The organism is Streptomyces sp. NPDC003035 (genome assembly GCF_042888285.1).
In the GTDB taxonomy this organism is placed as follows: Bacteria; Actinomycetota; Actinomycetes; order Streptomycetales; family Streptomycetaceae; genus Streptomyces.
Map to the genome: position 1 here is coordinate 86,809 of NZ_JBIAPJ010000012.1, position 24,606 is coordinate 111,414.

Genomic DNA, 24,606 nt, shown 5'->3' on the forward strand with positions numbered 1-24,606 from the left:
GTGATCGTACGCAGTGGGGGTGACGGCGGCCGGGCGCCGGTTACGGGCGTGTCCGCGCCGGGTCAGGGCCGGTAGGCGGACCGGGGCGTTGCTCGGGACGCGTGCCGGGACACGGGCCGGGGTGCGGGCGGGGGCCGGCGTGCCTCCGGGCCTTCGCGGGCGCGGTGCGCCCCGGCAGTCCGAGCGCGGCGGCGGCACCGACCGCCGCGACGGCGGTGAGGACCAGGAAGGTGCTCCTCATCGCGGGGACGAAGCCCGCGGACGCGTCGAGCGTCATCAGCAGGGTCGCGGTGGCGACCCCGAGCGCGGGTCCGATGTTCATGGCGGTCTGCTGGAGGCCGCCGGCGACACCGGCCTCGGCGACGGCCGCCCGGTGCACGACGACGGTGGTGGCGGTGGCCATGACCGTGCCGAACCCGGCGCCCAGCAGGGCGAAGCAGCCACCGGTCGACACCGCCGTCGCCGAGGCGTCGAGCCGGGAGAGCAGCAGCACGCCGAGGGCCAGCAGGACGCCTCCCCCGACCGTCGTACGGCGGGGGCCGAACCGGCGTTGCAGCAGGGCCGCGGTGGGTGCGCCGACCACCATCAGGACGGCGAGGGGCAGGACCCACAGGGCGCTCGTCAGCGGGTCGAGCCCGCGGACGTCCTGGAGGAAGTACGTCGCCACGAAGAGCGCGCCGAAGAGGGTGGCCGATGCGGTCAGGAGCGTGACGAGGCCCGCCACCACCGCCCGGGACCGCAGGAGGGCCGACGGCAGGAGGGGACGGGCGGTGCGCCGTTCGTGCCAGGCCAGGGCCGATCCGGCCGTGACGGCGGCGCCGAGAGCGAGCGCGGTCGACGTGGTCCAGCCGGACTCGGGTGCTCCCACGAGCACCTGCACCAGACAGCCCAGGGTGACGGCGAGCAGGCAGGCGCCGGGCAGGTCGAGAGGCGTACGGACACCGGCGGGCGGAGCGGAGGGCCCGGCACCGCTCGGGCGCGGCGCGGGGACCATGAGGGCCAGGAGGCCGATCGTGAAGGCCGGGATGGCTGTGAGGACGAAGACGGAACGCCAGCCGTGGGCGGTGACGAGCGCGCCGCCGACGAGCGGCCCCGTCGCCGCGGCGAGGCCGATCGCGCTGGTGCGCAGGGCGATCGGCATGGCCAGCCGGTCGGGCGGGAAGACGGCGCGCAGCATGCCCAGCGTGGCCGGCTGCAGGAGCGCCCCGCACACGCCCTGGAGGACGCGGAGGCCGATCACCCACCTGATCCCGGGCGCGAGCGCGATGCCGGCCGACGCGGCGGCGAAGCCGAGCGTCCCGAGGGCGAAGAGCCGCCGGTGGCCGTAGCGGTCGCCGAGCCTGCCCGCGAAGACGAGCAGGCCGGCGACGGCGACGAGGTACCCGGTGCTGGTCCACTGGACCTCCGTGAAGCTCGCGTGCAGATCGTGCTGGAGGGTGGGCTGCGCGAGGGTGAGCACGGTGCCGTCGAGGGCGACGACGGCGGCGCCGACGACGCTGCAGGCGAGGGTCAGATGCCGGTGCCGTATCACCGTGCGCGTCCCGCCGGGCCGACGTGGGCGTCGAGGGCGGTCCGGAGCAGCGGCTCCACGTCGTCCGTACGGGCGGCGAGCTGGAGGCTGCCCCAGCCCCAGAGCTGGGCGATGCCGTGCAGGTTCGCCCAGAGCGCGGCCGCCACCGCCGCGGGCTCGGGGCCGGACTCGGGGTCAAGCTCGGGGCTGGAGTCGGGGCCGGGCTCGGTTCGGGCGCGGGCGACGAGCCGGGCGAGGAGGTCGAACAGCGGCAGGCTGGTCTCCCGCAGCCCGAGCCGTCCGCTGTCGAGCAGGTCGTGACGGAACATCAGCTCGTACATGCCGCGCCGCGTCAGGGCGAAGTCGAGATAGACGCGGGCGAGAGCGTCCAGTTCGGCGCGGGGGTCGTCGGACCCTGCCGCGAGCGCGGCGGTGACGCGGTCCCTGAGCTCGGCGAAGCCCTCACGGGCGATGGCCGACAGCAGGTCGAGGTGGGTCGGGAAGTACCGGCGGGGTGCCCCGTGGGAGACCCCGGCACGGCGGGCGATCTCCCGGAGGGAGAGCGCCTGCGCTCCTTCCGCGTGCACCAGCTCGACGCCGGCGTCGATCAGTCGGCGGCGCAGTCCGGCCTCGGCCTCAGTCTCGGTCTCGTTCTTGGTCCGATCAGTCATAGACACTGTCTACCAGTCGTCGTAGACACTGTCTACCAAGATCGACGAAGTCCTCCGCTACACTGTTCGACAGCGAAGGGGAGTAGCCCTGCGAACCGGTCGTCGACACACTGGAGCCCTCGGGTTCCCGGTGGCCGGGTCCGCGCGGAAGTGTGGACGGGCGAGACCTTCGGCCAGGCATTCACCATGTCCGCATCCTGTGGGCATGGTCCGTCATGCCGGGCCGAGTGGTTCTTCCCGTCGCCCACCGTGGTGCCGTGCGGATCCCGGGCCCGGACCGAGCAGAGAGCCCCCGGTATGCACCTGGACCCCTTGGCGATCCTCACCGCCTTCGGGCTGATCTTCCTCGCCGAGCTTCCCGACAAGACGATGTTCGCGTCCCTCGCCATGGGCACGCGCATGCGTCCGCTGTACGTCTGGTTCGGCACCTCGACCGCGTTCGTCGCGCACGTGGCCATCGCGGTGGGCGCGGGCAGCCTCATCGGCCTGCTGCCCGACTGGATCGTCAAGCTCATCTCCGCCCTGCTGTTCGGCTTCGGCGCGTTCATGCTGCTGCGCGGCGGGGGCGACGACGAGGAGGACGAGGCGGGCGGCGGGACGGTGACCGGCTTCTGGCCCGTCTACTCGACCGCGTTCATGGCCGTCTTCATCAGCGAGTGGGGCGACCTGACGCAGATCACCACGGCCAACCTCGCCGCCACCAACGGCACCTGGTCGACGGCGATCGGGTCCGCCGCGGCGCTGATGAGCGTCTCCGCCCTGGCCCTGGTCGCGGGCCGCTTCATCGCCAAGCGCGTGCCGCTGAAGACGGTCCAGCGCATCGGCGGCGTCTGCATGGCGGGCCTGGCGATCTGGTCGCTCACCGAAGCCGTCGTCGGCTGACGCGACGATCCGCGCCCGGCCGCGGACGGCCGTCCACGGCCGGGCGCGCCTCACCGGAAGTCCCGGAAGACCCCTTCCGGGTCGTCCTTCGCCGCCGCGGCGAACTCCTCGAAGCCCATGTTGGCGATGAACAGGTTGACGTGGATGGAGACGACTCCCCCCGGAACCGTACGGAACCGGGTGCCGAACTCGGTCGGTCGGGCGTACTCCTCCTCGTCGTGCTCCGCCCGGGTCTCCGTGAGGACCGCGAGCAGGCCACGATGGGCGGACGTCATCGTCGTCCGGTCGGCGAGGAACACCACGCTCAGTTCCTCGTCGCCGGCGACGGCCGCCAGCACCTCGTCCACCTCAGCGCCCGCCCAGGCCGGGTCGTCGACGACGTGCACGGAGAGGCCGGCGAGGTCGGCGTCCTCGTGGAGGGCCGCGCGTACGGCCTGCCACGCGTCCTCGTCCGCGTAGTCGGTACGTATGACGAGGGCGTCGAACTCGCCGCGCCCGGTGACCGGCGGACGCGGTTGCGGGCGGCGGCTCCGCGGAAGGACGCGCGGGCGGGCGAAGTCCGTGTTGTCGACCACGACGTCCATCCTCGGCAGGGGGTCGACCTCGTCGAGATAGATCCGCTGCGCCACGCCGTACCGGCCCCGGTGGAGGGTCTCCGCCTCGGAACCCGCCCAGTCCACGTCCCGCTCCGCTCCCCGCCGCACCGAGAGCTCGGCGTCCACGTCGAGCCAGACGCGGTAGTCCCAGTAGTCGTCGATCTCCGGCCGGAAGGCGAAGACCCCGTCCACGACGATCACGGCGTCGGGGGCGAGCGGGGTCCGCTGCGCGGAGTGGTCGAGCTGGGTGAGCGGGTCGATGCCGCACAGCGCGCACGAGTCCGCCTCGGGCGACCGGCCGGGGTCCAGGAGGAGACGCCTGACCGACTCGTAGTCGTACGCGTTGCGGTAATAGCCCTCCCCGGACTCCCGGTCGTAGAGATGCCGGTCCTTCCACGGCTTCTTGAAGTCGTCGAGCGTCGCGCGGAGCACCGGCCGCCCCGCGCCCGCCAGCCACTCGGCCAGCTCGTGCCCGAAGCTCGTCTTGCCGGCCGCGGTGAATCCGTCGATGCCGACGAGAAGGCGGCCGGGCCCCCGCGCCAGGATCGCTCGCGCGATCTCCTCGATCAGGGCGGCCCGTTCGACGGAGGCCGCGGGCGGGACCGGCTGCTGCCAGGTCGAGGGCGAGTGGTGGACGTCGGCTCGCTGCGCAGTCATGGGCCGAACCTACCGACCCCCTCCCCGGCGGCGGACGGCCAGGGGCGCCCTCTGTGCCGACCGCCGGCATCCTCGCCTGCCCCGACCCTTGTTGAAGCACTGAATCACTGCTTCACTTCTTCCATGCCCTACCGCCGCACGCCCGCCGTCCAGGCGAGACTCGACGACCGGCGCACCACCGTCGTCGACGCCGCGCTCGGCCTCCTCGCCGAGCACGGCTACGCCGGCTGCACGATGGCCGCCGTCGCCGCACGCGCCGGGATCGCCACCGGCAGCGTCTACCGTCACTTCCCCAGCAAGGCCGAGCTGGCCGTCGAGCTGTTCCGGACCGTGGTCTCCCGCGAGGTGGCCGCGGTGTCCGAGGCGGCGGGCCGTCCCGAGCACGCGGGGGCCGCCGAGCAGGTCGTCGCCGTGATCGAGACCTTCGCCCAGCGCGCCCTGAAGTCGCCGCGACTCGCGTACGCGTTGCTCGCCGAGCCCGTCGACCCGGCCGTGGACGCCGAACGGCTGGTCTTCCGACGGGCGTTCCGCGATGTGTTCGCCGAGCGGATCGCCGAGGGGGTGCGCTCCGGGGAGCTTCCGCCCCAGGACGCCTCCTTGACGGCTGCCGCGCTGGTCGGGGCGGGCGCGGAGGCGCTCGTCGGCCCGCTGGCGGAGGGGTCGGTGGGGCCCGACACCGTACCCGCCCTGGTCACCTTCACCCTGAGAGCCATGGGAGTTCCCGATGCCGCGCACGCATGAGGTCACCAACCAAGTCCCGCCGCTCGTCGGTCATGACGTGTCGGCCGACCCGGCCCTCCTGGAGAGCCTGCGCCGGGAGGGGGCGGGCTGGGCCGAGGCGGAGGTGCGCGAGCTGGGCGTGCTGGCCGGCGGCGAAGAGGCCCAGGAGTGGGGGCGGCTGGCCGAGCGGAACGCTCCGGTGCTGCACACGCACGACCGCTACGGCCACCGCGTCGACGAGGTCGAGTTCCATCCGTACTGGCACGAGCTGATGACCGTCGCCGTGCGGCACGGACTGCACGGGGCGCCCTGGCGCGACGAGCGGCCCGGCGCCCATGTCGCGCGGGCGGCCAAGGTGTTCGTGTGGGGGCAGGCGGACCCGGGGCATCTGTGCCCGATCTCGATGACGTACGCGGCGGTGCCCGCCCTGCGCGCCCAGCCGGACCTCGCCGAGGTGTACGAGCCGCTTCTCACCTCCCCCTTCTACGACTTCGGGCTGCGCGAGCCGACGTCGAAGCGCGGCCTCATCGCGGGGATGTCCATGACCGAGAAGCAGGGCGGCTCGGACGTGCGCGCGAACACGACGCGGGCGGTGCCGACCGGCGAGGACGGCGTCTACGCGCTCACCGGGCACAAGTGGTTCACCTCGGCGCCGATGTCGGACGTGTTCCTCACCCTGGCGCAGGCGCCCGGGGGCCTGTCCTGTTTCCTGGTGCCGCGGGTGCTGCCCGACGGCACGCGCAACGCGATCCGGCTGCAGCGCCTGAAGGACAAGCTCGGCAACCGCTCCAACGCGTCCTCCGAAATCGAGTACGAGGGTGCGCTCGGCCGTCTGGTCGGCGAGGAGGGCCGGGGGGTCGCGACCATCATCCGGATGGTGAACATGACCCGGCTGGACTGCGCGATCAGTTCGGCGTCCGGGATGCGCCAGGGCCTGGTGCAGGCCGTCCACCACGCCACGTACCGCAGCGCGTTCGGGGCCCGGCTGGTCGACCAGCCGCTGATGACCAACGTGCTGGCCGACCTGGCGGTGGAGGCGGAGGCGGCCACGGTCGCCGGCCTGCGGCTCGCCGGGGCGGTGGACCGAGCGGCGGCGGGTGACGCGGAGGAGGAGCTGCTGCGCCGGATCGGTCTGGCCGTCACCAAGTACTGGGTGTGCAAGCGGGCTCCCGCGCATGCCGCCGAGGCGCTGGAGTGCCTGGGTGGCAACGGTTACGTCGAGGACTCGGGTCTTCCCCGCCTCTACCGCGAGTCCCCGCTGCCCTCCATCTGGGAGGGCTCGGGCAATGTGGCCGCACTCGACGTGCTGCGGGCCATGGGGCGGCAGCCGCAGGCCGTCGAGGCGTTCTTCGCGGAGGTCGACCGCGCGGCGGGCGCCGACCGCCGGCTCGAGGCGGCGACGGCGCGGCTCCGCAAGGACCTGGGGGACCTCGGCGACGGCGCCGCGCTCCAGTACCGTGCCCGCCGGCTGGTCGAGCACATGGCGCTGGTCCTGCAGGGCTCGCTGCTCGTCCGGCACGGCCATCCGGCGGTCGCGGACGCGTTCTGCGCCTCGCGCCTGGACGGCGACTGGGGCATCGCCTTCGGTACGCTGCCGCCCGGTCTGGACACGGCGGCGATCATCGAGCGCGGCAGGCCGGACGCGACGGCGACGGCGACGGCGACGGCGACGGCCTGACAATGACCGGTCTGACAACGACCGGCCTGTCAACGACCGGCCCGCAGGCGGGACGGCGCCTCAGCCGGGCCGCTTGCGGAGGGCTCCCAGGTAGACCCCGACGAGGATGAGCGGGGTGCCGAGGAGCAGCGAGGCCGTGAGGGGTTCGTCGTCCAGCCAGGCCGACAGCATGATCGTGACGATGGGGACGACGACGAAGACGTACGACGCCCGCGACGCGTCCCACCGGTGCACCACGAACAGGAAGAGGACGAAGGTGAGAACCGAGCCGGCCACGACCAGGTAGGCGAGCGCCCACCAGGTCGCGGCGCGGTCCGGCAGGCGCCAGGTGTCGCCGGCCGCGAGCGATCCGGCGAACAGCAGGACGGAAGCGGCCGTCATGCCCACCGCGTTCATCGTGACCGCGTGCACCTTCGGGAGGCGCCGCACGAGCACGGTGGCCTGGGCGAACGCCAGCATGCTGCCCAGGATCGCCAGCAAGGACCGCACGGGCACCCCGCTCTCCAGCGGTGCCCGCGAGATGACGGCGACGCCGGCCGTGGCGAAGACGGTGCCGACGGCCGCCATGACCCGGAAGCGTTCGAGGCGCTGCGCCACCGCGAGCAGCAGGGTCGCGAGGGGGACGAGGGACAGGATGGTCTGGCCGAGCCCGGCGTGGATGTGGACCAGCGCGTAGTACGCGAGCGCGAAGGTGACCCCGAAGTTGAGGACGCCGAAGAGGATCGACCCGGCGAGCGCTCGGCCGCGCGGGAACTCCAGTCCGCGGACGGCCATCACGGCCAGCAGGAGCAGCGAGGCGGCACCGAACCGCAGGGCCGCGCCCCACAGCGGGTCGAGTTCACGATTGCTGAAGCGGACGCCGACCGCGTTCCCGCCCGCGAGGACCGCGGCGGCCAGGAACGCGGCGGGCGTCACGCGGTCCGTGGCACGCTGCACCGGCCCACCGTAGCCGCGCCGCTTCCTGCCCCGTACGGGACACACCGCCCCGGACCGGACACAGCACTCCGGACGGGACACACCGCTCCGTGCGAGGCCCACAAGGCCGCGCGGACGGCGCGGTCAGTGCTGGGCGGCGACCGTCTCGGCGAATGCTCTGATCAGCCCGTTCTCCCCGGCCGTCGGCCAGACCAGGCCGTACTCGACGGGCGGTGCGTCGCGCAGGGGTACGTAGGAGATGCCCGGGCGCGGGTGGTAGCGGGCGCCACGGGCGGCTCCGGGGGAGACTCCGCGGCCCGCGCTCACGTGGGAGAGGACCTCCTGCCAGGAGGCGGCCACCGGACCTCGGGGGATGACCGCGCCGGAGGGGGTGCGGGCGGGATAGTGGGCGTCCAGCCAGTAGCGGGGGTTGGCCCCCGCCGTGGTGACCAGCGGGACATCGGCCAGGTCGTCGAGCACGACGGATTCCCTGCGAGCCAGGGGATGGCCGGCCGGGACGAGGAGGACACGGGGCTCGGCGGCGAGGACGGGTCCGGTGGTGAGCCCCGGTTCGCGGACGGGGAAGGCGGTGAGCAGGAGATCGAGTTCGGCGTCCTGGAGCGGCCGGAAGCCGCCGTCGAGCGGCACCTCCCGGATGTGGATCTCGCATCCGGGGTGGCGCGCGCGGAAGGCGTCGGCGGCCGCGCTGAGCAGTTCGCCGCTCCAGGGAGCGCCGAAGCCCGCACGCAGTGTGCCGTGCACGCCCCGGCCGGCGGCCGTGGCCCGCTCCAGAGCGGCGAGGATCTGCCGGTGGGCGGGGCGCAGGTCGTCGGAGAGGCGGCGGCCGACCGGGGTGAGGCGGACGCTGCGGCTGGTGCGCTCGAACAGGGGCGTACCGACGCGGCGCTCCAGCTTCTTGACGGTCTGGCTGATCCGGCCGGTGGAGACGCCCAGGCGTTCGGCCGTGCGGCCGAAGTGGAGCTCCTCCGCGAGCGTCAGGAACGCCTCCAGTTCGTGCCGTTCGAGCATCGCCACCTCCTCCATCGTTGAGTTTCGCTCAACGCCGGTTGCATTGTCGCACCTTGATCGGCCGGGGCGGCGGGCGGAACTCTTGAGCCATGAATCCGCTGACCGACGCGGCGCCGCGGGCCGCCGCCGCCCACCCGGGCCCCCCACCGGGATCCCGCCCGGCCCTCCGGCCGAACGTGCTGGTCATGGCGGTGGCGGGGGCGGTCACCGTCTCCAACATCTACTTCCCGCAGCCGCTCCTTGACGCCATCGCCCAGGGTCTGGACGTCTCCCAGCACACCGCGGGACTCGTCTCCTCGGCCGCCCAGCTCGGGTACGCGCTCGGCATCCTGTTCATCGTCCCGCTCGCCGACACCGCCCGGCTCCGCCGCCTCACCACCGTGCTCCTCGCGCTGACGAGCGGCGGGCTGCTGGTGGCCGCGGCGGCGCCGAACGTCGTGACGCTCACGGTCGCGACCCTCGCGGTCTCCACGACCACCGTCCTGCCGCAGGTTCTCACCCCGGTGGCTGCTGCCCTCGCCGGGCCCCGGGAGCGCGGCCGGGTCGTGGGGCTCATCGGTCTGGGACTCACCCTGGGCTCCACCCTCTCCCGTACGGTCTCGGGCGCGGCCTCGGACGCAGGCGGGAGCTGGCGCGCCGCCTATCTGCTGGCAGCGGCCGCGACGGCCGCCCTGCTGTTCGTCGTGCCCCGCAGCCTCCCCGAGCGCGCCATGCCCGCCGAGCGCATCGTGCCTGCCGAGCCCGCCGTGCCTGCCGAGCCCGCTGCGGACCGGCTGCCGTACACGCGGCTCCCGTACCGGCGGCTGTTGGCGAGCCTGCCCCGGCTCTTCGCCGAGCACCGGGAGCTGCGCGCCTCGGCGCTGACCGGCGCCGCGGTCTTCGCCGCGTACAGCGTCTTCTGGGCGACCCTCGCCTTCCATCTGGCGGCCCCTCCGCTGGGCCTCGGCCCCGGGGCGGCCGGGCTCTTCGGGCTGCTGAGCCTGCCCGGGGCGCTGCTCTCGGCGCTCGCGGGACGGCTCGCCGACCGCTACGGGGCGGGGCTGGTGAACGCCTGGTCGCTGCTCTGTGTGGTGGCCTCCTTCGCCGTCGTCGGGTTCGGGGCGCTCTCCCTCGTCGCGCTGGCGATCGGCGCCAATCTGCTCGTCCTGGGGACCAGCGCCTGTCAGGTGGCCAACCAGGCGCGGATCTTCGGCCTCGGCAGCGAGGTCGCCGCCCGCGTCAACACCGTCTTCATGCTGTCGACGTTCGGTGGCGGCGCGGTCGGCTCGCTCACGGCGGTATGGCTGTACGGGGCGTACGGCTGGACGGTGACGGTCGTGGCCGCGACGGGGTTCACGGCCGTGGCCGCTCTGGTGGTCGGGGCGACACGCCGTACCTCCCCGAGTTGCGTACCGGACGACACGCGCGAGGCTGGGAGCCACCACCCGCTCACCCCCGCAGGGAGAGACGATGCATGACCTCGCGGCCCTCGCCGACGAACATCTGACCAAGGCGCATGCCGACGCGCACGGCAGGAGCGCCCACCTGGTGATGCACGACGGAGTGCTCCGGCAGAGCGTCATCGCCCTGGTCTCCGGCGCGGCACTCGACGAGCACAACGCCCCGCCGGCAGCGAGCCTGCAGGTCCTGCGCGGACGGGTCCGCCTGACGGCGGCGGACCGGTCCGAGGACCTGTCGGTGGGCCAGCTGCGGATGATCCCGAAGGAACGCCACGGGCTCACGGCCCTGGACGACGCGGTCGTCCTGCTGACCGCCGTCAACGACTAGGGGAATCCGGAACGTCACGCCGTCCGCCCGCGGAGCGGGACCTCAATGACGGTCCGTGGAGTCCCGCCGCCGGGCTCACTCGCCTGCCTGGGCGCCGGTCAGCTCCGCGACACGGTCGGCGGTCTCCTCCGGCAGGACGGGCGGCTGCCCCGTGATCCAGACGGCCCGCACCGACATCCGGCTGACGCGCCAGCCGCTGTCGGTGCGGCGGACCTCCCCCTCGTAGACGCCGCCCACCGTGAAGAGCGGGTCGGCGCCCTCGCCGCGCGCCCGGAGCGTGGAGTCCAGGTGGACGTGGGTCATATGGGCGTTCCAGGAGACCTCGGCCGTCCGCGCACCCGGTTCGGCCCGGACGAGGACGTCGGAGGAGAGGTGCAGGGTGGCGGCGAACCGGCCGATGGCCTCCTCCACCTGACGTATCGCGTCGGCGCCCTCGGCCACCCCGAGGGGGGTGGTCGTCCGCAGGTCGTCGGTGAAGTAGGCGTCGGCCCAGCCCTCGTCGAACCGCCGCTGGTCCATGGCGCGGAAGAAGCCGCTGATGAGGGCGGAGATCTCGACGTGGTCCTGGAGACTCGTCGTGCTGCCGGCCGTGCCGCTGTTCGTGCCGCTTGTGCTGCTCGTCGCGTTCATGGCTCGATCATTCGACCTCGACCACGGTTGAGGTCAAGACGTTCTCTCGTCCCTTCTCCCGGCGCTCACACGGTCTCGTTCAGGTCCCGCGCGTAGTACTCGATGGCGGCCCTGTACCGGCGTACGTACGGGTCGTCGCTCGTGGTCGCGACCAGGCGCAGGAGCAGCTGCGCCGACTCGTGGTGCTCGCCCGTGTTGAACAGGGCCATCGCCAGGAAGGTGCGCAGCGCGCCGTCGGCCGGGAACTCCTCGACCGCCGCGCGCAGGACGGCGACGGCCTCCTCGTACCGGCCGAGGATGCGGAAGGTGCTGCCGAGCCCGAGCAACGCGCCCCTGCGGTCCTCCTCCGTGAGCCCGGTGCCGGGCCCCTTCAGCGCCCGCTCGTAGAAGGGCACCGCCTCGGCCTCCAGACCGAGGACGTCGTGGGCCCACGCGGTCTGGTACGCCACCTTGGCGTCGTCGGGGTACCGCACGGCGAGCTCCAGCAGGCGGTCCCGAGCCTCCTCCTGGCGGCCCTCCTCGCGCAGTCCGACCGCTTCGGCCAGCAGTCCGTCTCGCTCGTCGTCGTTGTCCATGGTTCGCATCGTCGCAGGCCGCCACGGAGTGCGGTAGGGGCTGCCAGATGACGGAGCGCCATACTCCGCCCCGCCGGTTGTGGCGGCCGGGCCCATAGGAGACGCGTGCGGCCCGCGCCTAGCCTCCCGGCCATCACCCCGACACGACCGAGCCGCCCGGGAGACTCCATGCGTCCACTCCGCTCCCCCCGCTCCCCCCGCTCTTTCCGCCCGCGCGGGCCGCGCCGACTGACAGCGCTGCTGCTGTTCGCCGCCGCGGCCCTCTTCCCCGTCACGACACCGGCAGCCGCGGCCACCCCCGCCCCCGTGCCGGGCACCCTCCGGCCGTACACCATCGACGCCGTCCACAGCTCCGGGGTCTCCTCGGGCGGCTACATGGCCACCCAGCTCCATGTGGCGTACTCGGGCACGTTCAGCGGGTCCGCGGTGTTCGCCTCCGGCCCGTACGGCTGCGCCCAGAACTCGCTCTCCACCGCCCTCAACGCCTGTATGAACACCACGCAGGACCTTCAGCTCGCGAAGCTGGAGCAGACCGCGCGGGACTGGTCGGCGCGGGGACTCGTCGACCCGGTCGCGAACCTGGCGGGCGACCCCGTGTACGTCTTCAGCGGCTCGGGCGACACGACCGTGAAGCGGCCGGTGGCCGACGCCCTGGCCGACTCCTACGGCCGGTTCGGCGCGCGGGTCCTGTACAACCGCGGCACGGCGGCCGGCCATGCCTGGATCAGCCCGCTCGGCCCCAACTCCTGCACGGTCACGCAGAGCCCGTGGATCAACGACTGCGGCATCGACGCGGAGCGCGAACTGCTCGGTCATCTGCTGGGCTCCGTCGCGGCGCCCAGTGCCTCCCCCGGCGGGACGCTGATCCAGTTCGACCAGAACGCCTACGCGCCGGGCGGCGCGTCGGCGCCCCTGTCGCTGGACGACAGGGGATTCGTCTACGTGCCGACGTCGTGCGCCGGCGGCGCGTCCTGCTCCCTGATGGTGGCGCTGCACGGCTGCAAGCAGGGGTACGGCTACCAGGGCTTCGGGACCCGGTTCATCGACCGGGCGTATCTGAACGAGTACGCCGACACCAACGACATGATCGTGCTGTACCCGCAGGCCGCCGCGACAGCCACCCTGGAGAACCCCAACGGCTGCTGGAACTGGTGGGGTTACCTCGGTGACGCGTCGCACGCGCGGCACGGCGGCAAGCAGATCGAGGCGATCATGGGGATGGTCCGGGCGCTGCGCGGCTCCGCTCCCCCGCCCGCGACCGACCGGGTGACGCTGCCGAGCCTCGACGCGCAGGACGGGTATGTGAAGGCGGCCGCCGACGGATCGGGGCCGGCGGTGGGCACCCTGGAGGACACGTACGGTCTGGCGCTCGGCCGTGGCACCGACGCCAAGGTGAACCGGACGCTGCTGTCCTTCGACACGTCCAGGATCCCGGCCGGCAAGGAGATCACCCGCGCCTATCTGACGGTGAACCGCAGCAGCGGCTCGGGCGATCCGTGGGCGTCTCCGGCGGGCAACCGGCTTCTTGTGGACGTCACCACGGGCTGCTTCGGCGCGTGCGCCGTCGAGCCCTCGGACTGGTCGGCCGCGGCCACGGTCGCGGGCGGGGCGCACATCGCCCCGCTCTCCTCGGGCTCCGCCGCCTCCACGGACCTCTCGGCGGGGGCGCTCGCGGCCCTCGACCGGGCCGGCACGACACAGGTACGGCTCCGCTTCGAGCCCGCCCCGGCCTCGACGGCGTACCTCTTCGTCAACCAGGCCACTCCGGTGACACTGACGGTCGAGTACCGCTGATCCCACCCGAGCCCGACCCGACCCGCCCGCCCGCCGGACGGGCGGGCGGGCGGACGGGCGGGCGGCGGGCGGTCCGCCGGCAGAGTCACCCGTCCGGAGGACAGGACGGCGGGCAGTTCCCGCGCCGGGAGAACCACCGGGCACCGCGTGAGCGGGCGGGCGGCGTCCGCCGCGGCCACGGTCCGTCACCGCGCCCGCCGGGTGGGAAGCGGCCCCTGCTGCTCCTGTGGAAGGAGCACTGGCCGGAAGTCGACGCACCTGGACGGCACCACATGACCATGTCCCCCTTCGGTTCCTTCGGTGGACCGGACCCGTTCAACGAACTGCTCAACCGCTTCTTCGGCATGTCGCCCGCGGCCTCTCCCCCTGCCGTCCAGCGGGTACCGATCGGCAGGCTCCTGACGGACTCCGCGCGGCAGCTGCTCGACCGGGCCACCACCCGAGCCGCCGAGGACGGCAGCGCCGACCTGGACACGGAGCACCTGCTCTGGGCCTGCACGCAGATCGACCCCACTCGCACCCTGCTCGCCCATGCGGGCGCCGACCCCGACCAGCTGGGCAAGGCGATCGCGGAAATCCTGCCGGGCGCGAGCACCGTTCCGTCCGCGCAGCCGGGGCTCACGCCGTCGGCCAAGCGGGCCCTGCTGCGGGCGTACGAGCGCTCGCGGGCGTCGGGCGTCTCGTACATCGGCCCGGAGCACGTCCTCGGCGCGCTCCTCGACGACCCCGACGCGGCGGCGGCGAAGCTGCTGAGCACGTACGGAACGGATGTCGACGGTCTGCTCGCCGCCCCCGAGCGGGCGGGTCGGGCGGAGGGCGCCCCGGCGGCCGGGCCGGAGAGCAGGACGCCCACGCTCGACGAGTACGGCCGGGACCTGACCGAGGAGGCGCGGGCCGGCAGGCTCGACCCGGTGGTGGGGCGGGCCGAGGAGATCGAGCAGACCGTCGAGATCCTCTCCCGCCGTTCGAAGAACAACCCGGTCCTCATCGGTGAGCCGGGCGTGGGCAAGACCGCGATCGTGGAGGGGCTCGCCCAGCGGATCGTGGCGGGCGAGGTGCCGAAGACGCTGGAGGGCAAGCGGGTCATCGCGCTCGACCTGTCCGGGCTCGTCGCCGGCGCGCAGTACCGCGGCCAGTTCGAGGAGCGGCTGAAGAACGTCATCGACGAGGTGAAGGCGGACGCGGACGCGACGGTGCTGTTCATCGACGAGCTGCACACGGTGGTGGGCGCCGGCGCCACCGGTGAGGGCGCGATGGACGCGGGCAACATGCTCAAGCCGGCGCTGGCCCGCGGCGAGCTGCACGTGGTGGGCGCGACCACGATCGACGAGTACCGGCGGTATGTGGAGAAGGACGCCGCGCTGGAGCGGCGCTTCCAGCCCGTGATGATCCCGGAGCCCTCGGTGGAGGAGACGATCCTGATCCTGGAGGGGCTGCGGGACTCCTACGAGGCCCACCACCAGGTGCGCTACAGCGACGCCGCGCTCGTGGCGGCCGCCGAGCTCTCCGACCGCTACGTCTCCGACCGGTTCCTGCCCGACAAGGCCATCGACCTGCTGGACCAAACGGGCGCGCGCGTGCGACTGCGCTCCCTGGGCAAGTCGACCGAGGTGGTGGGCCGCGAGGACCGGCTGGCGAAGCTGCGCCGCGAGAAGGACGAGGCCGTCGCGGCGGAGGACTTCGAGAAGGCGAACGAGCTGAAGCAGGAGATCTCCCGTCTGGAGGGTGAGCTGGCGGGGGTCGCGGAGCGGCGCGAGGGCGTGATGGAGGTGACGGGCGACGACATCGCGGAGGTGTTGGCGCGGCGCACCGGCATCCCGGTCGCGCGGATGACGCAGAGCGAGAAGGAGAGGCTCCTCAGGCTGGAGGACGCCCTGCACAGGCGAGTGGTGGGCCAGGACGAGGCGGTCACCGCGATCGCCCAGGCCGTGCGCCGCAACCGGGCGGGCATGGGCGATCCGAACCGTCCGGTGGGCTCGTTCCTCTTCCTCGGACCGACCGGCGTCGGCAAGACCGAACTGGCCAAGGCGCTCGCGGAGTTGCTGTTCGGCGACGAGAACCGCATGGTCCGCTTCGACATGAGCGAGTTCCAGGAGAAGCACACGGTCTCCCGGCTGGTCGGCGCCCCGCCCGGATACGTCGGTCACGAGGAGGCGGGTCAGCTGACCGAGCGGGTGCGCAGGCAGCCGTACAGCGTCCTGCTCTTCGACGAGGTGGAGAAGGCGCACGCTGATGTCTTCCACACCCTGCTCCAGGTGCTGGACGACGGACGCCTGACCGACGCCCAGGGCCGGACGGTCGACTTCCGCAACTGCGTGGTCATCATGACGTCGAACATCGGCGCCCAGCGGATCCTGGCCCACCACGGCGACGTCTCGGAGATCCGCGAAGAGCTGAAGCAGGATCTGCGCGGCCACTTCGCGCCCGAGTTCCTCAACCGCATCGACGAGACGATCGTCTTCCACGGTCTGGCCGAGGACGACCTTGGCCGGATCCTCGATCTGCTGCTGCGTCAGAGCGAGCGCCGGGTCCGCGCACAGGGTCTGGAGCTGGAGGTGACGGAGGCGGCGAAGAAGCTCCTCGTCGCCCACGGTCACCAGCCGGAGTTCGGCGCCCGGCCGCTGCGCCGCACGATCCAGGCCGAGCTGGACAACAGGATCGCGAACCTGCTCCTGGGCGGTGAGGCCGATCCGGGCGACCGGATCGTGACGGACGTCGAGAACGACTCTCTGGTGTGCCGGGTGCGGAGGCCGGAAGCCGCGGAAGCCGCCTCGTCCGCCGCGTGACACCCGCCGCGTCACACACCCCCTCAGCCCGCGGGGCCCGGAAGTGTCGTCTCCCCTTTCCGGCCCCGCGGTTCCATGCCGTCGGTGTGTTCACTCGCTGCGCAGGGCCTGCGAGATCGTCAGCCGGGCGGCGCGGGGAGACGGCTGACGGGCGGAAGGTCAGGGGGACGTGCCCCGTTCGAGGGTCGGCGCACCGACACCCTCTAGCTCGGGGTGTCCGCCGTCGGGACGAAGGCCGTGCCGTGGCCGGGGACGACCAGGGCGGGGGCGAGGTCGAGGATCGCGCGGCGCGAGGCGTGCAGGGCGGCGGGGTCGGTGGCGTAGGGGTCCTCGACGGGACCCTCCGCCGACCACCACAGGTGGGTGAGGACCACCAGGCCGTCCGCTGTCTCCGCGAGTGTGCTGATGTCCTCGGGGGTGTGGCCGGGTGTGGCCGCGAGCCGGATGGAGGGCGAGAGCGCGAAGCCGTCGGCGGGGCGGTCGATCCAGAGGTCGTCCTCGTAGATGGCCCAGTGGTCGTGGTAGCGGGCGGCGGGGAAGAGCGCCGCGTTGAGGGTGTGGTCCGGGTGGTGGTGGCTGAACACCACGTCGGTGACCTGTTCCGGCGCCACGCCCGCGTCGGCCAGCGGGCCGAGGATCAGCCGGCGGTCGGCGACCATGCCCGGGTCGACGACGACCACGGTGTCCCCGTCACGGAGAAGGCTGACGGTGGACGCGGTGCGCGGGCCGACGTACCCCGCGGTGAGAACGGTCAAGGTGGCGGTCATGGCCGCACGCTAGCGTGGCCGATCTTGGATGACGCACGGTTTTGAGCCAGACCTGGGGGCGTTTTCTGGCCGGAATGCGGACGCCGGGCATGCCCGGCCCCGTATGCGAGGAGGGCCGGGCGGTACCGGCGTCCGGCGCGCGCAGGACGCCCCGGCCTGAGTCACCGTGGCGGCTCGGGCAGCTCCTCACCCGTCTCCAGGAGGGACTTGAGGCTGGAGAGCAGCGCCGGCCAGCCCTCGCCGATCAGCTCACGGATCGTGCCGTCGGGCTCGAGGTCGTCGTGCACGACGGTGAGCTTGACCATGTCCCCGGCCGGCTCGATCTCGAAGGTCACCTTCGAGCGGCGTTCCTTCGCCAGCTTCACGTACACCTCGTCCCCGATGCCGACCGCCTCGGCCCACTCCGGCGTGAAGGTGTGCCAGGTGTACGAGAGTCGGCGGCCGGGTTCCGCCACGAGGACCACCTGCTCGGGGTCGCTGGTCCTGCGACCGCCCTCGTCCCAGACCATCGGCGATCCGGCGGCCCAGGTGGTCTCGAAGGCCACGCCCCAGTAGCGCCGGGTGAAGGACGGGTCGGTGAGGGCCTGCCACAGCTCGTCGGGGGTGGTGCGGATGTAGGTGGTGTAGACGAACGCGTTGCTGTCCATCGGACTCTGCTCCAATGCTGACTTCAGGTCGGCGAGCGCTCGGACGCGCTCGCGGGCGTACTGGCTGACCCAGCGGTCCGCGACGGCGTGGATCGGAGCGGCGTTCAGATAGTGCAGCTTCTCCCGTCCCCGCCGCACCGTCACCACCAGACCCGCAGCCTCCAGGAGCGCCAGATGCTTGCTGACGGACTGCCGTGCCATGTCCAGACCCGCGCAGAGTTCGCGCAGCGTCTGGCCGTTGCGGGCGTTCAGACTGTCGAGCAGCCGTCGCCGGCTGGCATCGGCCAGCGCCTTGAACACCTCATCCATCGCCCCACCTCAACATGCAGCCTTTTACCTGCCTCTACCGTAGGCAGCCTTGCGGCTGCATGTCAACGACCATGCGCCGCGGCGGGCCGGAGAGCCGCCGCCACCAGCCCTTCGACCTCCTCGACGGCGACACTCCCGCCCCTGACGACCCGGTCGAGCACGAGTCCGTCCACGCAGGCGAGCAGCGTCACCGTGCGGCCCTCGGGGTCCTCGACGCCCTGCGCGGCGAGGAAGTCACGGACCGCGTCGCGGGCCGGGTTCTCGCGCGGGACCAGGATTTCGCGGAACTCGGGGTGGCGCGCGCTCTCGACGGCGCAGGCGTAGCGGGCGAGGGAGCGACGGCGCCCCTCGCCGGTGAGGCGCGCGGCGACGAGCGCGGTGATGCCGTGGGCGAGTTCAGCCGCGGTGCGCGGGTTGGGTGCGCGCTCCGCGGCGGCCCTCAGCTCGGCCTGGTCGAGTTCGACGAGGCGGAGCACCAGTGCGGTGAGGAGGGCCGAGCGGGTGCGGTAGTAGGCCGAGGTGGTGCCGGCCGGGAGCCGTGCGGCGGCGTCGACCGCCCGGTGGGTCAGCCCGCGCATCCCGGCATCGGCGAGGACATCGAGGGCGGCGTCGGCGAGGAGGGTGCGTCGGTCGGAGGTCACCCCCTCTTTCTACACCTGTAGAGAAGCCCGCTAGTCTTTCTACAGATGTAGAAGATGTGGGTCGATTCGTGTGGGTCGATTTCGACAGAGGGGCTGGTCGTGATGGGGAACAACGCTGTCGTCATCGGCGCGGGCATCGGCGGGCTCGCCGCCGCCATCGGGATGCGGCGCGTCGGCTGGGACGTGCGCGTCCTGGAACGCGCACCCGTGCTCGACGACGCGGGAGCGGGGATCTCGCTCGCCGCCAACGGCATCCGCGCCCTCGACGCCCTCGGTGTCGGGGCGGCCGTCCGGGCGGCCGGGCGCGGGCAGTACACCGGCGGCACCCGCACGCCGGACGGGTCCTGGCTCGCCCGGATGGACGGCGCCGCTCTCGAACGGGCCCTCGGTACGCCCATCGTCGGCATTCCGCGTGCCACGCTGCACCGTCTGCTGCGTGCCGCGCTGCCGCCGGAGAACGTGAGCGTCGGTGTCGAGGTGACCGGCGTCGACCACTCGACGCCGGGCCGCGTCCACGTCCGCACGCGGTCCGTGGGCTCCTCGGCCTCTCCGGGTCTCGACGCCGACGCGGGGCTCGAAGCACACCCGGAAGCCGGCGCCGATGCTGATGCCGACGGCGACGCGGGTCTCGACGCCGACCTGGTCGTGGCGGCCGACGGCGTCAACAGCCGTACCCGGGCGGCCCTCTTCCCCGACCACCCCGGCCCCGCGTACAGCGGCTCGACCGTGCTCCGCGCCCTCACCGAAGCGCCGCTGGACCTGCCCACCGACTTCGAGATCACGTGGGGGCACGGCGCCGAGTTCGGGCACATCGCGTTCGAGGACGGTCGCGCGGAGTGGCACGCCGTCCTCAACTCCCCCGCCGGGGTGCGGCACGCGGATCCGCTCGGCGAGGTCCGCAGGCGTTTCACCGGCTGGCACCAGCCCATCGCGCGGCTGCTCGACGCGACCCGCCCCGAGGCCGTCCTCCACCACGACATCCACGAACTGAGGGTCCCGCTCCCCTCCTTCGTCTCCGGCCGGGTCGCCCTGCTCGGCGACGCCGCCCACGCGATGACCCCGAACCTCGGGCAGGGTGCCTGTCAGGCCCTGGAGGACGCCGTCGTGCTCGCCGCCGCCCTGGCGCACGGCCCCGACACCGCCGCCGCGCTCGCCGCCTACGACGCCGAGCGCCGTCCACGAACCCGGTCGGTCACCGTCGCCGCCCGCAAGGCCGGCCGCATGGGACAGCAGCTGTCCGGCCCGGCGGCCGTGGCCCTGCGGAACGCGGCCCTGCGTCTGGCGCCGTCGGACATGGCGGTACGCATGATCCTGCGGCACGCCGACTGGACTCCGCCCCGGCTCCCTGGCGTGCCTTCAGGGGCCTCCTTCGTTGAATAGGTGCGGACAAAACTACTCAACGAGGCTGCTACTTTGTCCGGATGTCCCTCAAGCACGCGGTCCTGGCAGCCCTCCTGGAGGGTGAGGCGTCCGGATACGACCTGGCCAAGATCTTCGACGTGTCCGTGGCCAACTTCTGGGCCGCCACGCCGCAGCAGCTCTACCGGGAGCTGGACCGGCTCTCCGACGCCGGACTGATCGCCGCCCGCGTCGTCCAGCAGGAGCGGCGCCCGAACAAGCGCATGTTCTCGCTCACCGACGCGGGACGGCAGGACCTCATGGCGTACACGGCCCAGCCACCGCGTCCGACCGCCATCCGTGACGAGCTGATGGTCCAGGTCCAGGCCTGCGACGCGGGCGACATCGACGCGGTGCGCGGCTTCGTCGAGGAGCGCATGGAGTGGGCCCGGGGCAAGCTCGCGCGGTGGGAGAGGCTGCGGACGTGGATGCTCGACGGCCGGGACGAGGCCACGTACCTCCGCGAGGCGGAGCGGATCGGCCCCTATCTCACGCTGATGCGGGGCCGCTCCCTCGAGGAGGAGAACCTGCGCTGGGGTGAGCAGGTGCTCGCGATCCTGGATGAGCGCCGCGCCGTACGGCAGCGCGCCTGAGGCACCACGGGCGGTACCGCAGCAGGTCCGAGGCACCACGGGCCGTACGGCAACGGCCCTGAGACGCCGCCGGAGCCCGAAACAGCGTCCCCCTGCCCGCCTATGCTGGGCAGCGTGACGGAGCGAAGGAGCCAGGACCGGGCGGCCGACGACGCGGGGGCCGGCCGGGTCCGGCCGGTGGCGGCTCCGCGCGGGCCGCTCGACCTGTCGCTGCTGCGCACCTTCCTCGCCGTCCACCGCACCGGCTCCTTCACGGCCGCCGCCCGGCTGCTGAGCCTGTCCCAGCCGACCGTCACCACCCAGATCCGTTCGCTCGAACGCCGTCTCGGCCGCGAGCTGTTCGAGCGGCAGCCGCGTGGCGTCGCGCCGACGTCGTACGCCGACGAGCTCGCCGCCCGGGTGGCGGCGCCGATCGACGCGCTGGCCGCCGTGGCCGACCACGGCCCGGGGGCCGCCCCGTCCCTCCAGCCCGTCCATCTCGCAGGGCCTGCCGAGTTCCTCTGTGTGACGGCCCTGCCCGCCCTCGCACCGCTGGTCGAGGAAGGTGTACGACTCCAGGTGACGCCCGGCATGACCGACGAACTGCTCGACGGCCTGCGGGCGGGCCATCACGATCTGGTGATCTCGACGGTCCGGCCTCGGGGGCGGACGCTGACCTCCGTACCGCTGACGGACGAGGAGTTCGTGCTCGTCGCCTCCCCCGACTGGGCACGGCGGCTCGGCCCGGACGCCGTGGCCGAGGACGGACCGGCCGCGCTGCGCGACGTGCCGATGGTGATGTACGCGGAGGATCTGCCGATCGCCCGCCGGTACTGGCGTCATGTCTTCGGCCGGCGCCTGACCGGCACGGCCGCCGTCACCGTGCCCGACCTCCGGGGTGTCGTGGCCACGGTCGCGGCGGGGGCGGGATTCAGCGTGCTGCCGCACTACCTCTGCCGCGCGGAGCTCGACGCGGGCCGGCTCGTCGCGCTGCTGGAACCGGAGGACCCCCCGATCAACACGGCGTACCTCGCCCAGCGCCCCGGCACCCCCGAGAACCCGCACGTGCCCCTCGTACGCGACCGCCTGCTGGCCGCCGCCCGCGCCTGGTGACGCACCTTCTTACCCTGCGGTAACGTCACGGGTCGTCGACCGGAGGCGCCGGTCGCGGACAAGGGGCGGACCGGATGAACGTCGGTGACATCGTCGAGGACTTCACTCTCCCGGACGAGACGGGGACACCTCGCTCGCTGGTCGACCTCCTCGCGGACGGGCCGGTGGTCCTCTTCTTCTACCCGGCTGCCCTCACGCCCGGCTGCACCGCCGAGGCCTGCCACTTCCGGGACCTGGCCGGTGAGTTCCGGGCGGCCGGAGCACTCCCGGTCGGCATCAGCTCCGACGTGGTGGAGCGGCAGCAGGAGTTCGCCGACCGTCACTCGCTCGGCTATCCCTTGCTGTCCGACCCGGAGGGCGCGATCCGCGACCGGTTCGGGGTGACGCGCGGTTTCTCGCTCGCGCCGACGAAGAGGGTCACGTTCGTCATCGCCGAGGACCGCCGAATACTGGAGGTGGTCCGCAGCGAGCTGCGGATGAGCGCGCACGCCGACCGCGCACTGGCGGCCCTGCGGTCGCGCACGGCCTGACGTCCCCCGGCGACGGCAAGGGCAGCAGTATCGACGAACTGGCCCGGCTGGCCGATCTCAAGGACAAGGGTGCCCTCACGCCCGAGGAGTTCGAGAAGGCGAAGGCCAAGGTCCTGGCCGGGCCGTTCCTGTTCCTCGTCCCGCTGTCCTTCTGCGGCGCGCTGCTGCTCCAGGCACGGACCGTGCTCGAACTGGCCGGCATCGAGAACCGCGACACCACCGACCCGGAGCGCGCCGCGGAACTGCTCGTCCTGCAAGGGGTGTACGAGGATACGGAGGCGGCCGGGGCCGGTCTGCGCGTCCGCCCCGCCCCCGCACCCGCCGACGGCACGCCCCGCCGCTCCGGCAGGATCGCAGCGCTCCGGGACCTGATCCCGCGGATGGCCCGCCTTCTCGGCATCGTCACGCCCGCCGACGACACCCGAAGCAGGCTCGCCCTGCTCGGCCAGTGGTCGCTGACCGGCCTGGTCTTCCTGACCGGGCTCGTGGCGCCGCTGGTCTGGCTCCCGTACATGGCTGTCTCGTACCACCGGGCCACCACCCGGCTGACGGACCGGGCGACCCTCCACTACTTCGGCAGCCGCGACCCACGCCCGACCCACACGGCCCGCCTCCAGCCGGAGATGGTGCCGAACGGCCTGCGCGCTCTGGGGTCGATCTCGTACCGGCCGTGGGAGTGGTTCTGATCGCCCTGCCGCTGGTCACCGCCCCCATGGTCGTGGGCGGCCTGTGGCTCTGGCACCGCCACTCCTGGGCAGTCAGCTCCCCGTCTGCGCCGTGTAGACGTCCTTGACCTTCACCTCGGTGACGCCCCTGCCCTCCGGGAAGACGCGTCGCCAGTCGCCGATGACATGGAGCTCGTCGGTGCCCATGGCGCGGACCACCGTGAGCCCCTCGTCGTGCGCCTTGTACGCCTTCATCCAGAGGTTGGCGAACGCCTGGGAGCGGATGAGGTGCATCCAGTCGGGGCGGTACAGCTCGCGGTTGTAGTTCGACTCACCCATGGTCGCGACGAACTTGGAGTACATCGCCTTCACGTACTCCAGCGTGACCTCGTCCTCGGCCTCGACGGCCGCGGCCCGGGCGTCGCGCAGCGCGTTGCGGAACTTTTCCAAGAGGTTCTCGGTCGCGCCCGAGGTGAACGACTCGTGGACGACAGGGGGTTCGCACAGCCCGTACGAGGGTGAGGAGAGGCGCAGGAGCAGCCGAAGGGTCGGCTCGGTGACCCAGAACGGGCCTGGTTCGTCGCGGGCGCCGAGCGGGTTGGGGAGGTGGTCCTCGTGCTCCCAGACGGGCGGGGTGATCAGATGGACCCCGGCGCGGCGGCGGTCGTGGGTACCGCCGGTGTGGTGTTCGAGGGCGCCGAGCGGGAGATGCGTCTTGAGGGCGCTGAGGTAGGCGCCGTTGATGTCGAGCGCCGTGATCTCGTGCCGGCCGGGGGGCAGGGCGGCCCGCGTCCACTTGGGGCGCGCCTCCCAGATCTCGTCCGCGCCGCGCGAGGTCTTCTTGCGCAGGATGCCGGGCAGCGGGGGATGCCCGACGATCTCGTACCGGGCGCCCTTGCGGCATGCGTCGAGCAAGGCCATCGCGTCGGGGATCGCCGTACGGATCAACTCGGCCGTCGCCGCGTCGGCATCACCGTCGTGCTGGACGAGCGCCCGGTGCACGGCGTCCGCGATGAGGCCGACGGGGGTGGGTGCGGGGTCCTGGAAGGCACGGCGGGTGGGGGCCTTGGCGGCCGCGGCCCCGGCCTGGCCGCCCCGTCCGGGTGCGGCGGGGAGCGGGCCGGGGGCGGGCGGGGTGGCTTGTGATGCCGCCGATGCCGCCGATGCCGCCGGAGCCGGTGTCGCGGGAGCCGGTGCGGCCGGGGCTCCGGCGCAGTCCTCGGGGTCCAGGTGCTGGGCGAAGCCCGCGACCTGGTGACGGGCGGGGTGTCCACACAGGACGCACGGTTCGGGGGCGGGGAGCTCCGTGACGTCGTCGTCGACCGCCGTCTCGTCGGCTGACCGGTCGTGGACGGGGGCGGTACGGGAGGGCTGCTCGGGGGCCGGTTCCGGCGACAGCTTCTCGCGGAGGCCGTCCAACAGGTACGCGTACCGGGTGCGGGGCTCCCCCGTCGGCTCGCGACCCGCCTCCCACGCGCCGAGCGTGGTGGGGCTCACGCCCAGCGCCCTGGCCACCTGTGCCTTGGACAGCCGGGCCGTCTCCCGCAGCCGTACGCGCTCCTCGGGGGCCGGGAGTTCCGCCTCGGGTCCGACGGCCGCGAGCAGTGCGTCGACCGCTTCCAAGTCCGTCACTGCCGCCCTGCCTCCCCAGCCCTCTGCACGTCGCCAGCCTACCCGCCGGTCCTGGAGGGAACGCGACACCTGGGGCTGTGGCCCGCCAGGCCGCCGCGACACGTCGGGACGTCGGGAATAGG

General features: G+C 73.1%; 23 protein-coding genes and 1 pseudogene. 13 read left to right on the forward strand and 11 right to left on the reverse strand.

The window, feature by feature from the left end; translation table 11 throughout:
• Window positions 1-40: 40 nt before the first annotated feature.
• Both ACFYV5_RS31750 and ACFYV5_RS31755 read right to left on the reverse strand, forming a co-directional pair.
• Entirely contained in the window at window positions 41-1,531 is a 1,491-nt protein-coding gene (locus tag ACFYV5_RS31750) for an MFS transporter (RefSeq protein ID WP_389174194.1), read from the reverse strand.
• Complete coding sequence (locus ACFYV5_RS31755) at window positions 1,528-2,181, reverse strand: TetR/AcrR family transcriptional regulator (protein WP_389174197.1); 654 nt, start codon at window positions 2,179-2,181, stop codon at window positions 1,528-1,530. Before ACFYV5_RS31755 ends, ACFYV5_RS31750 begins: the two co-directional genes overlap by 4 nt.
• Window positions 2,182-2,478: 297 nt before the next feature.
• Here ACFYV5_RS31755 and ACFYV5_RS31760 point away from each other — a divergent pair, with 297 nt between their 5' ends.
• Window positions 2,479-3,063, forward strand: coding sequence for a TMEM165/GDT1 family protein (locus ACFYV5_RS31760; RefSeq protein WP_355114714.1), 585 nt, complete (start codon window positions 2,479-2,481; stop codon window positions 3,061-3,063).
• Window positions 3,064-3,113: 50 nt separating this feature from the next.
• Here the strand turns inward: ACFYV5_RS31760 and ACFYV5_RS31765 are convergent, their stop codons facing one another.
• A complete protein-coding gene (locus ACFYV5_RS31765) occupies window positions 3,114-4,316 on the reverse strand; it encodes a DUF6924 domain-containing protein (RefSeq protein WP_389174201.1) in 1,203 nt (400 codons plus the stop codon).
• A 123-nt stretch (window positions 4,317-4,439) separates the two neighbouring features.
• Here ACFYV5_RS31765 and ACFYV5_RS31770 point away from each other — a divergent pair, with 123 nt between their 5' ends.
• Together ACFYV5_RS31770 and ACFYV5_RS31775 are read left to right on the forward strand one after the other, a co-directional pair.
• On the forward strand, window positions 4,440-5,057 hold the full coding sequence (locus ACFYV5_RS31770) for a TetR/AcrR family transcriptional regulator (protein WP_389174204.1): 618 nt from the start codon (window positions 4,440-4,442) through the stop codon (window positions 5,055-5,057).
• The gene (locus tag ACFYV5_RS31775; protein ID WP_389174207.1) at window positions 5,041-6,714 is read left to right on the forward strand and encodes an acyl-CoA dehydrogenase family protein; all 1,674 of its coding nucleotides are present in this window, start codon (window positions 5,041-5,043) and stop codon (window positions 6,712-6,714) included. The genes ACFYV5_RS31770 and ACFYV5_RS31775 overlap by 17 nt, the downstream gene beginning before the upstream one ends.
• 60 nt (window positions 6,715-6,774) lie before the next feature.
• Here the strand turns inward: ACFYV5_RS31775 and ACFYV5_RS31780 are convergent, their stop codons facing one another.
• On the reverse strand, window positions 6,775-7,650 hold the full coding sequence (locus ACFYV5_RS31780) for a DMT family transporter (protein ID WP_389174210.1): 876 nt from the start codon (window positions 7,648-7,650) through the stop codon (window positions 6,775-6,777).
• 123 nt (window positions 7,651-7,773) lie between these two features.
• Entirely contained in the window at window positions 7,774-8,658 is an 885-nt protein-coding gene (locus ACFYV5_RS31785) for a LysR family transcriptional regulator (protein ID WP_355114723.1), read from the reverse strand.
• Between the two features lie 89 nt (window positions 8,659-8,747).
• On the opposite strand from ACFYV5_RS31785, the gene ACFYV5_RS31790 reads away from it, so the two are divergent.
• Entirely contained in the window at window positions 8,748-10,115 is a 1,368-nt protein-coding gene (locus tag ACFYV5_RS31790) for an MFS transporter (RefSeq protein WP_389174212.1), read from the forward strand.
• Window positions 10,108-10,425 carry a cupin gene (locus ACFYV5_RS31795; protein ID WP_355114727.1) on the forward strand — a complete coding sequence of 106 codons (318 nt, stop codon included), beginning with the start codon at window positions 10,108-10,110 and terminating at the stop codon, window positions 10,423-10,425. Before ACFYV5_RS31790 ends, ACFYV5_RS31795 begins: the two co-directional genes overlap by 8 nt.
• Window positions 10,426-10,500: 75 nt before the next feature.
• Here ACFYV5_RS31795 and ACFYV5_RS31800 read toward each other — a convergent pair whose 3' ends face one another.
• Together ACFYV5_RS31800 and ACFYV5_RS31805 are read right to left on the reverse strand one after the other, a co-directional pair.
• A complete protein-coding gene (locus tag ACFYV5_RS31800; RefSeq protein WP_389174217.1) occupies window positions 10,501-11,055 on the reverse strand; it encodes a nuclear transport factor 2 family protein in 555 nt (184 codons plus the stop codon).
• 65 nt (window positions 11,056-11,120) lie between these two features.
• Window positions 11,121-11,630, reverse strand: a complete 510-nt coding sequence (locus ACFYV5_RS31805; RefSeq protein WP_389174219.1) for a tetratricopeptide repeat protein — start codon at window positions 11,628-11,630, stop codon at window positions 11,121-11,123.
• 168 nt (window positions 11,631-11,798) lie between these two features.
• Here ACFYV5_RS31805 and ACFYV5_RS31810 point away from each other — a divergent pair, with 168 nt between their 5' ends.
• Window positions 11,799-13,424, forward strand: coding sequence for a poly(3-hydroxybutyrate) depolymerase (locus ACFYV5_RS31810; RefSeq protein ID WP_389174222.1), 1,626 nt, complete (start codon window positions 11,799-11,801; stop codon window positions 13,422-13,424).
• A gap of 272 nt (window positions 13,425-13,696) precedes the next feature.
• Window positions 13,697-16,210, forward strand: a complete 2,514-nt coding sequence (locus ACFYV5_RS31815) for an ATP-dependent Clp protease ATP-binding subunit (protein WP_389174225.1) — start codon at window positions 13,697-13,699, stop codon at window positions 16,208-16,210.
• Between the two features lie 203 nt (window positions 16,211-16,413).
• On the opposite strand, the gene ACFYV5_RS31820 is transcribed toward ACFYV5_RS31815, so the two are convergent.
• The 3 genes from ACFYV5_RS31820 to ACFYV5_RS31830 all read right to left on the reverse strand — a co-directional run bounded on the left by ACFYV5_RS31820 (window position 16,414) and on the right by ACFYV5_RS31830 (window position 18,574).
• Window positions 16,414-16,977, reverse strand: coding sequence for an MBL fold metallo-hydrolase (locus tag ACFYV5_RS31820; protein WP_389174228.1), 564 nt, complete (start codon window positions 16,975-16,977; stop codon window positions 16,414-16,416).
• 161 nt (window positions 16,978-17,138) lie between these two features.
• Window positions 17,139-17,933 (reverse strand): metalloregulator ArsR/SmtB family transcription factor, encoded by a 795-nt coding sequence (locus ACFYV5_RS31825; RefSeq protein ID WP_355114744.1) that lies wholly within the window; start codon window positions 17,931-17,933, stop codon window positions 17,139-17,141.
• A 62-nt stretch (window positions 17,934-17,995) separates the two neighbouring features.
• On the reverse strand, window positions 17,996-18,574 hold the full coding sequence (locus tag ACFYV5_RS31830) for a TetR family transcriptional regulator C-terminal domain-containing protein (RefSeq protein WP_355114746.1): 579 nt from the start codon (window positions 18,572-18,574) through the stop codon (window positions 17,996-17,998).
• Between the two features lie 102 nt (window positions 18,575-18,676).
• Here ACFYV5_RS31830 and ACFYV5_RS31835 point away from each other — a divergent pair, with 102 nt between their 5' ends.
• From ACFYV5_RS31835 to ACFYV5_RS31860, 6 genes and pseudogenes are all read left to right on the forward strand, one after another.
• Entirely contained in the window at window positions 18,677-19,954 is a 1,278-nt protein-coding gene (locus ACFYV5_RS31835) for an FAD-dependent monooxygenase (protein ID WP_389174233.1), read from the forward strand.
• A gap of 41 nt (window positions 19,955-19,995) precedes the next feature.
• Window positions 19,996-20,565, forward strand: coding sequence for a PadR family transcriptional regulator (locus ACFYV5_RS31840; RefSeq protein WP_389174236.1), 570 nt, complete (start codon window positions 19,996-19,998; stop codon window positions 20,563-20,565).
• A 102-nt stretch (window positions 20,566-20,667) separates the two neighbouring features.
• Window positions 20,668-21,657: a LysR family transcriptional regulator gene (locus ACFYV5_RS31845; RefSeq protein ID WP_389174239.1), complete on the forward strand. Its 990-nt coding sequence runs from the start codon at window positions 20,668-20,670 to the stop codon at window positions 21,655-21,657.
• A gap of 74 nt (window positions 21,658-21,731) precedes the next feature.
• On the forward strand, window positions 21,732-22,187 hold the full coding sequence (locus tag ACFYV5_RS31850) for a peroxiredoxin (RefSeq protein ID WP_355114752.1): 456 nt from the start codon (window positions 21,732-21,734) through the stop codon (window positions 22,185-22,187).
• 38 nt (window positions 22,188-22,225) lie between these two features.
• A pseudogene (locus tag ACFYV5_RS31855) lies at window positions 22,226-22,291 on the forward strand (SHOCT domain-containing protein); the annotation flags it as partial.
• Window positions 22,292-22,369: 78 nt separating this feature from the next.
• On the forward strand, window positions 22,370-22,873 hold the full coding sequence (locus tag ACFYV5_RS31860; RefSeq protein ID WP_389174244.1) for a hypothetical protein: 504 nt from the start codon (window positions 22,370-22,372) through the stop codon (window positions 22,871-22,873).
• A gap of 72 nt (window positions 22,874-22,945) precedes the next feature.
• Here ACFYV5_RS31860 and ACFYV5_RS31865 read toward each other — a convergent pair whose 3' ends face one another.
• Window positions 22,946-24,484, reverse strand: a complete 1,539-nt coding sequence (locus ACFYV5_RS31865) for a helix-turn-helix domain-containing protein (RefSeq protein ID WP_389174247.1) — start codon at window positions 24,482-24,484, stop codon at window positions 22,946-22,948.
• Window positions 24,485-24,606 lie beyond the last annotated feature (122 nt).

What these genes read in the sequence shown, in the direction of transcription:
- ACFYV5_RS31790 (WP_389174212.1), top strand. Translation starts at nt 8,748, where the DNA reads ATGAATCCGCTGACCGACGCGGCGCCGCGGGCCGCCGCCGCCCACCCG.
- ACFYV5_RS31840 (WP_389174236.1), top strand. Translation starts at nt 19,996, where the DNA reads ATGTCCCTCAAGCACGCGGTCCTGGCAGCCCTCCTGGAGGGTGAGGCG.
- ACFYV5_RS31785 (WP_355114723.1), bottom strand. Translation starts at nt 8,658, where the DNA reads ATGCTCGAACGGCACGAACTGGAGGCGTTCCTGACGCTCGCGGAGGAG.
- ACFYV5_RS31850 (WP_355114752.1), top strand. Translation starts at nt 21,732, where the DNA reads ATGAACGTCGGTGACATCGTCGAGGACTTCACTCTCCCGGACGAGACG.
- ACFYV5_RS31805 (WP_389174219.1), bottom strand. Translation starts at nt 11,630, where the DNA reads ATGGACAACGACGACGAGCGAGACGGACTGCTGGCCGAAGCGGTCGGA.
- ACFYV5_RS31800 (WP_389174217.1), bottom strand. Translation starts at nt 11,055, where the DNA reads ATGAACGCGACGAGCAGCACAAGCGGCACGAACAGCGGCACGGCCGGC.
- ACFYV5_RS31845 (WP_389174239.1), top strand. Translation starts at nt 20,668, where the DNA reads ATGCTGGGCAGCGTGACGGAGCGAAGGAGCCAGGACCGGGCGGCCGAC.
- ACFYV5_RS31815 (WP_389174225.1), top strand. Translation starts at nt 13,697, where the DNA reads ATGACCATGTCCCCCTTCGGTTCCTTCGGTGGACCGGACCCGTTCAAC.
- ACFYV5_RS31835 (WP_389174233.1), top strand. Translation starts at nt 18,677, where the DNA reads ATGGGGAACAACGCTGTCGTCATCGGCGCGGGCATCGGCGGGCTCGCC.
- ACFYV5_RS31755 (WP_389174197.1), bottom strand. Translation starts at nt 2,181, where the DNA reads ATGACTGATCGGACCAAGAACGAGACCGAGACTGAGGCCGAGGCCGGA.
- ACFYV5_RS31765 (WP_389174201.1), bottom strand. Translation starts at nt 4,316, where the DNA reads ATGACTGCGCAGCGAGCCGACGTCCACCACTCGCCCTCGACCTGGCAG.
- ACFYV5_RS31825 (WP_355114744.1), bottom strand. Translation starts at nt 17,933, where the DNA reads ATGGATGAGGTGTTCAAGGCGCTGGCCGATGCCAGCCGGCGACGGCTG.
- ACFYV5_RS31810 (WP_389174222.1), top strand. Translation starts at nt 11,799, where the DNA reads ATGCGTCCACTCCGCTCCCCCCGCTCCCCCCGCTCTTTCCGCCCGCGC.
- ACFYV5_RS31770 (WP_389174204.1), top strand. Translation starts at nt 4,440, where the DNA reads ATGCCCTACCGCCGCACGCCCGCCGTCCAGGCGAGACTCGACGACCGG.
- ACFYV5_RS31775 (WP_389174207.1), top strand. Translation starts at nt 5,041, where the DNA reads ATGCCGCGCACGCATGAGGTCACCAACCAAGTCCCGCCGCTCGTCGGT.
- ACFYV5_RS31795 (WP_355114727.1), top strand. Translation starts at nt 10,108, where the DNA reads ATGCATGACCTCGCGGCCCTCGCCGACGAACATCTGACCAAGGCGCAT.
- ACFYV5_RS31820 (WP_389174228.1), bottom strand. Translation starts at nt 16,977, where the DNA reads ATGACCGCCACCTTGACCGTTCTCACCGCGGGGTACGTCGGCCCGCGC.
- ACFYV5_RS31760 (WP_355114714.1), top strand. Translation starts at nt 2,479, where the DNA reads ATGCACCTGGACCCCTTGGCGATCCTCACCGCCTTCGGGCTGATCTTC.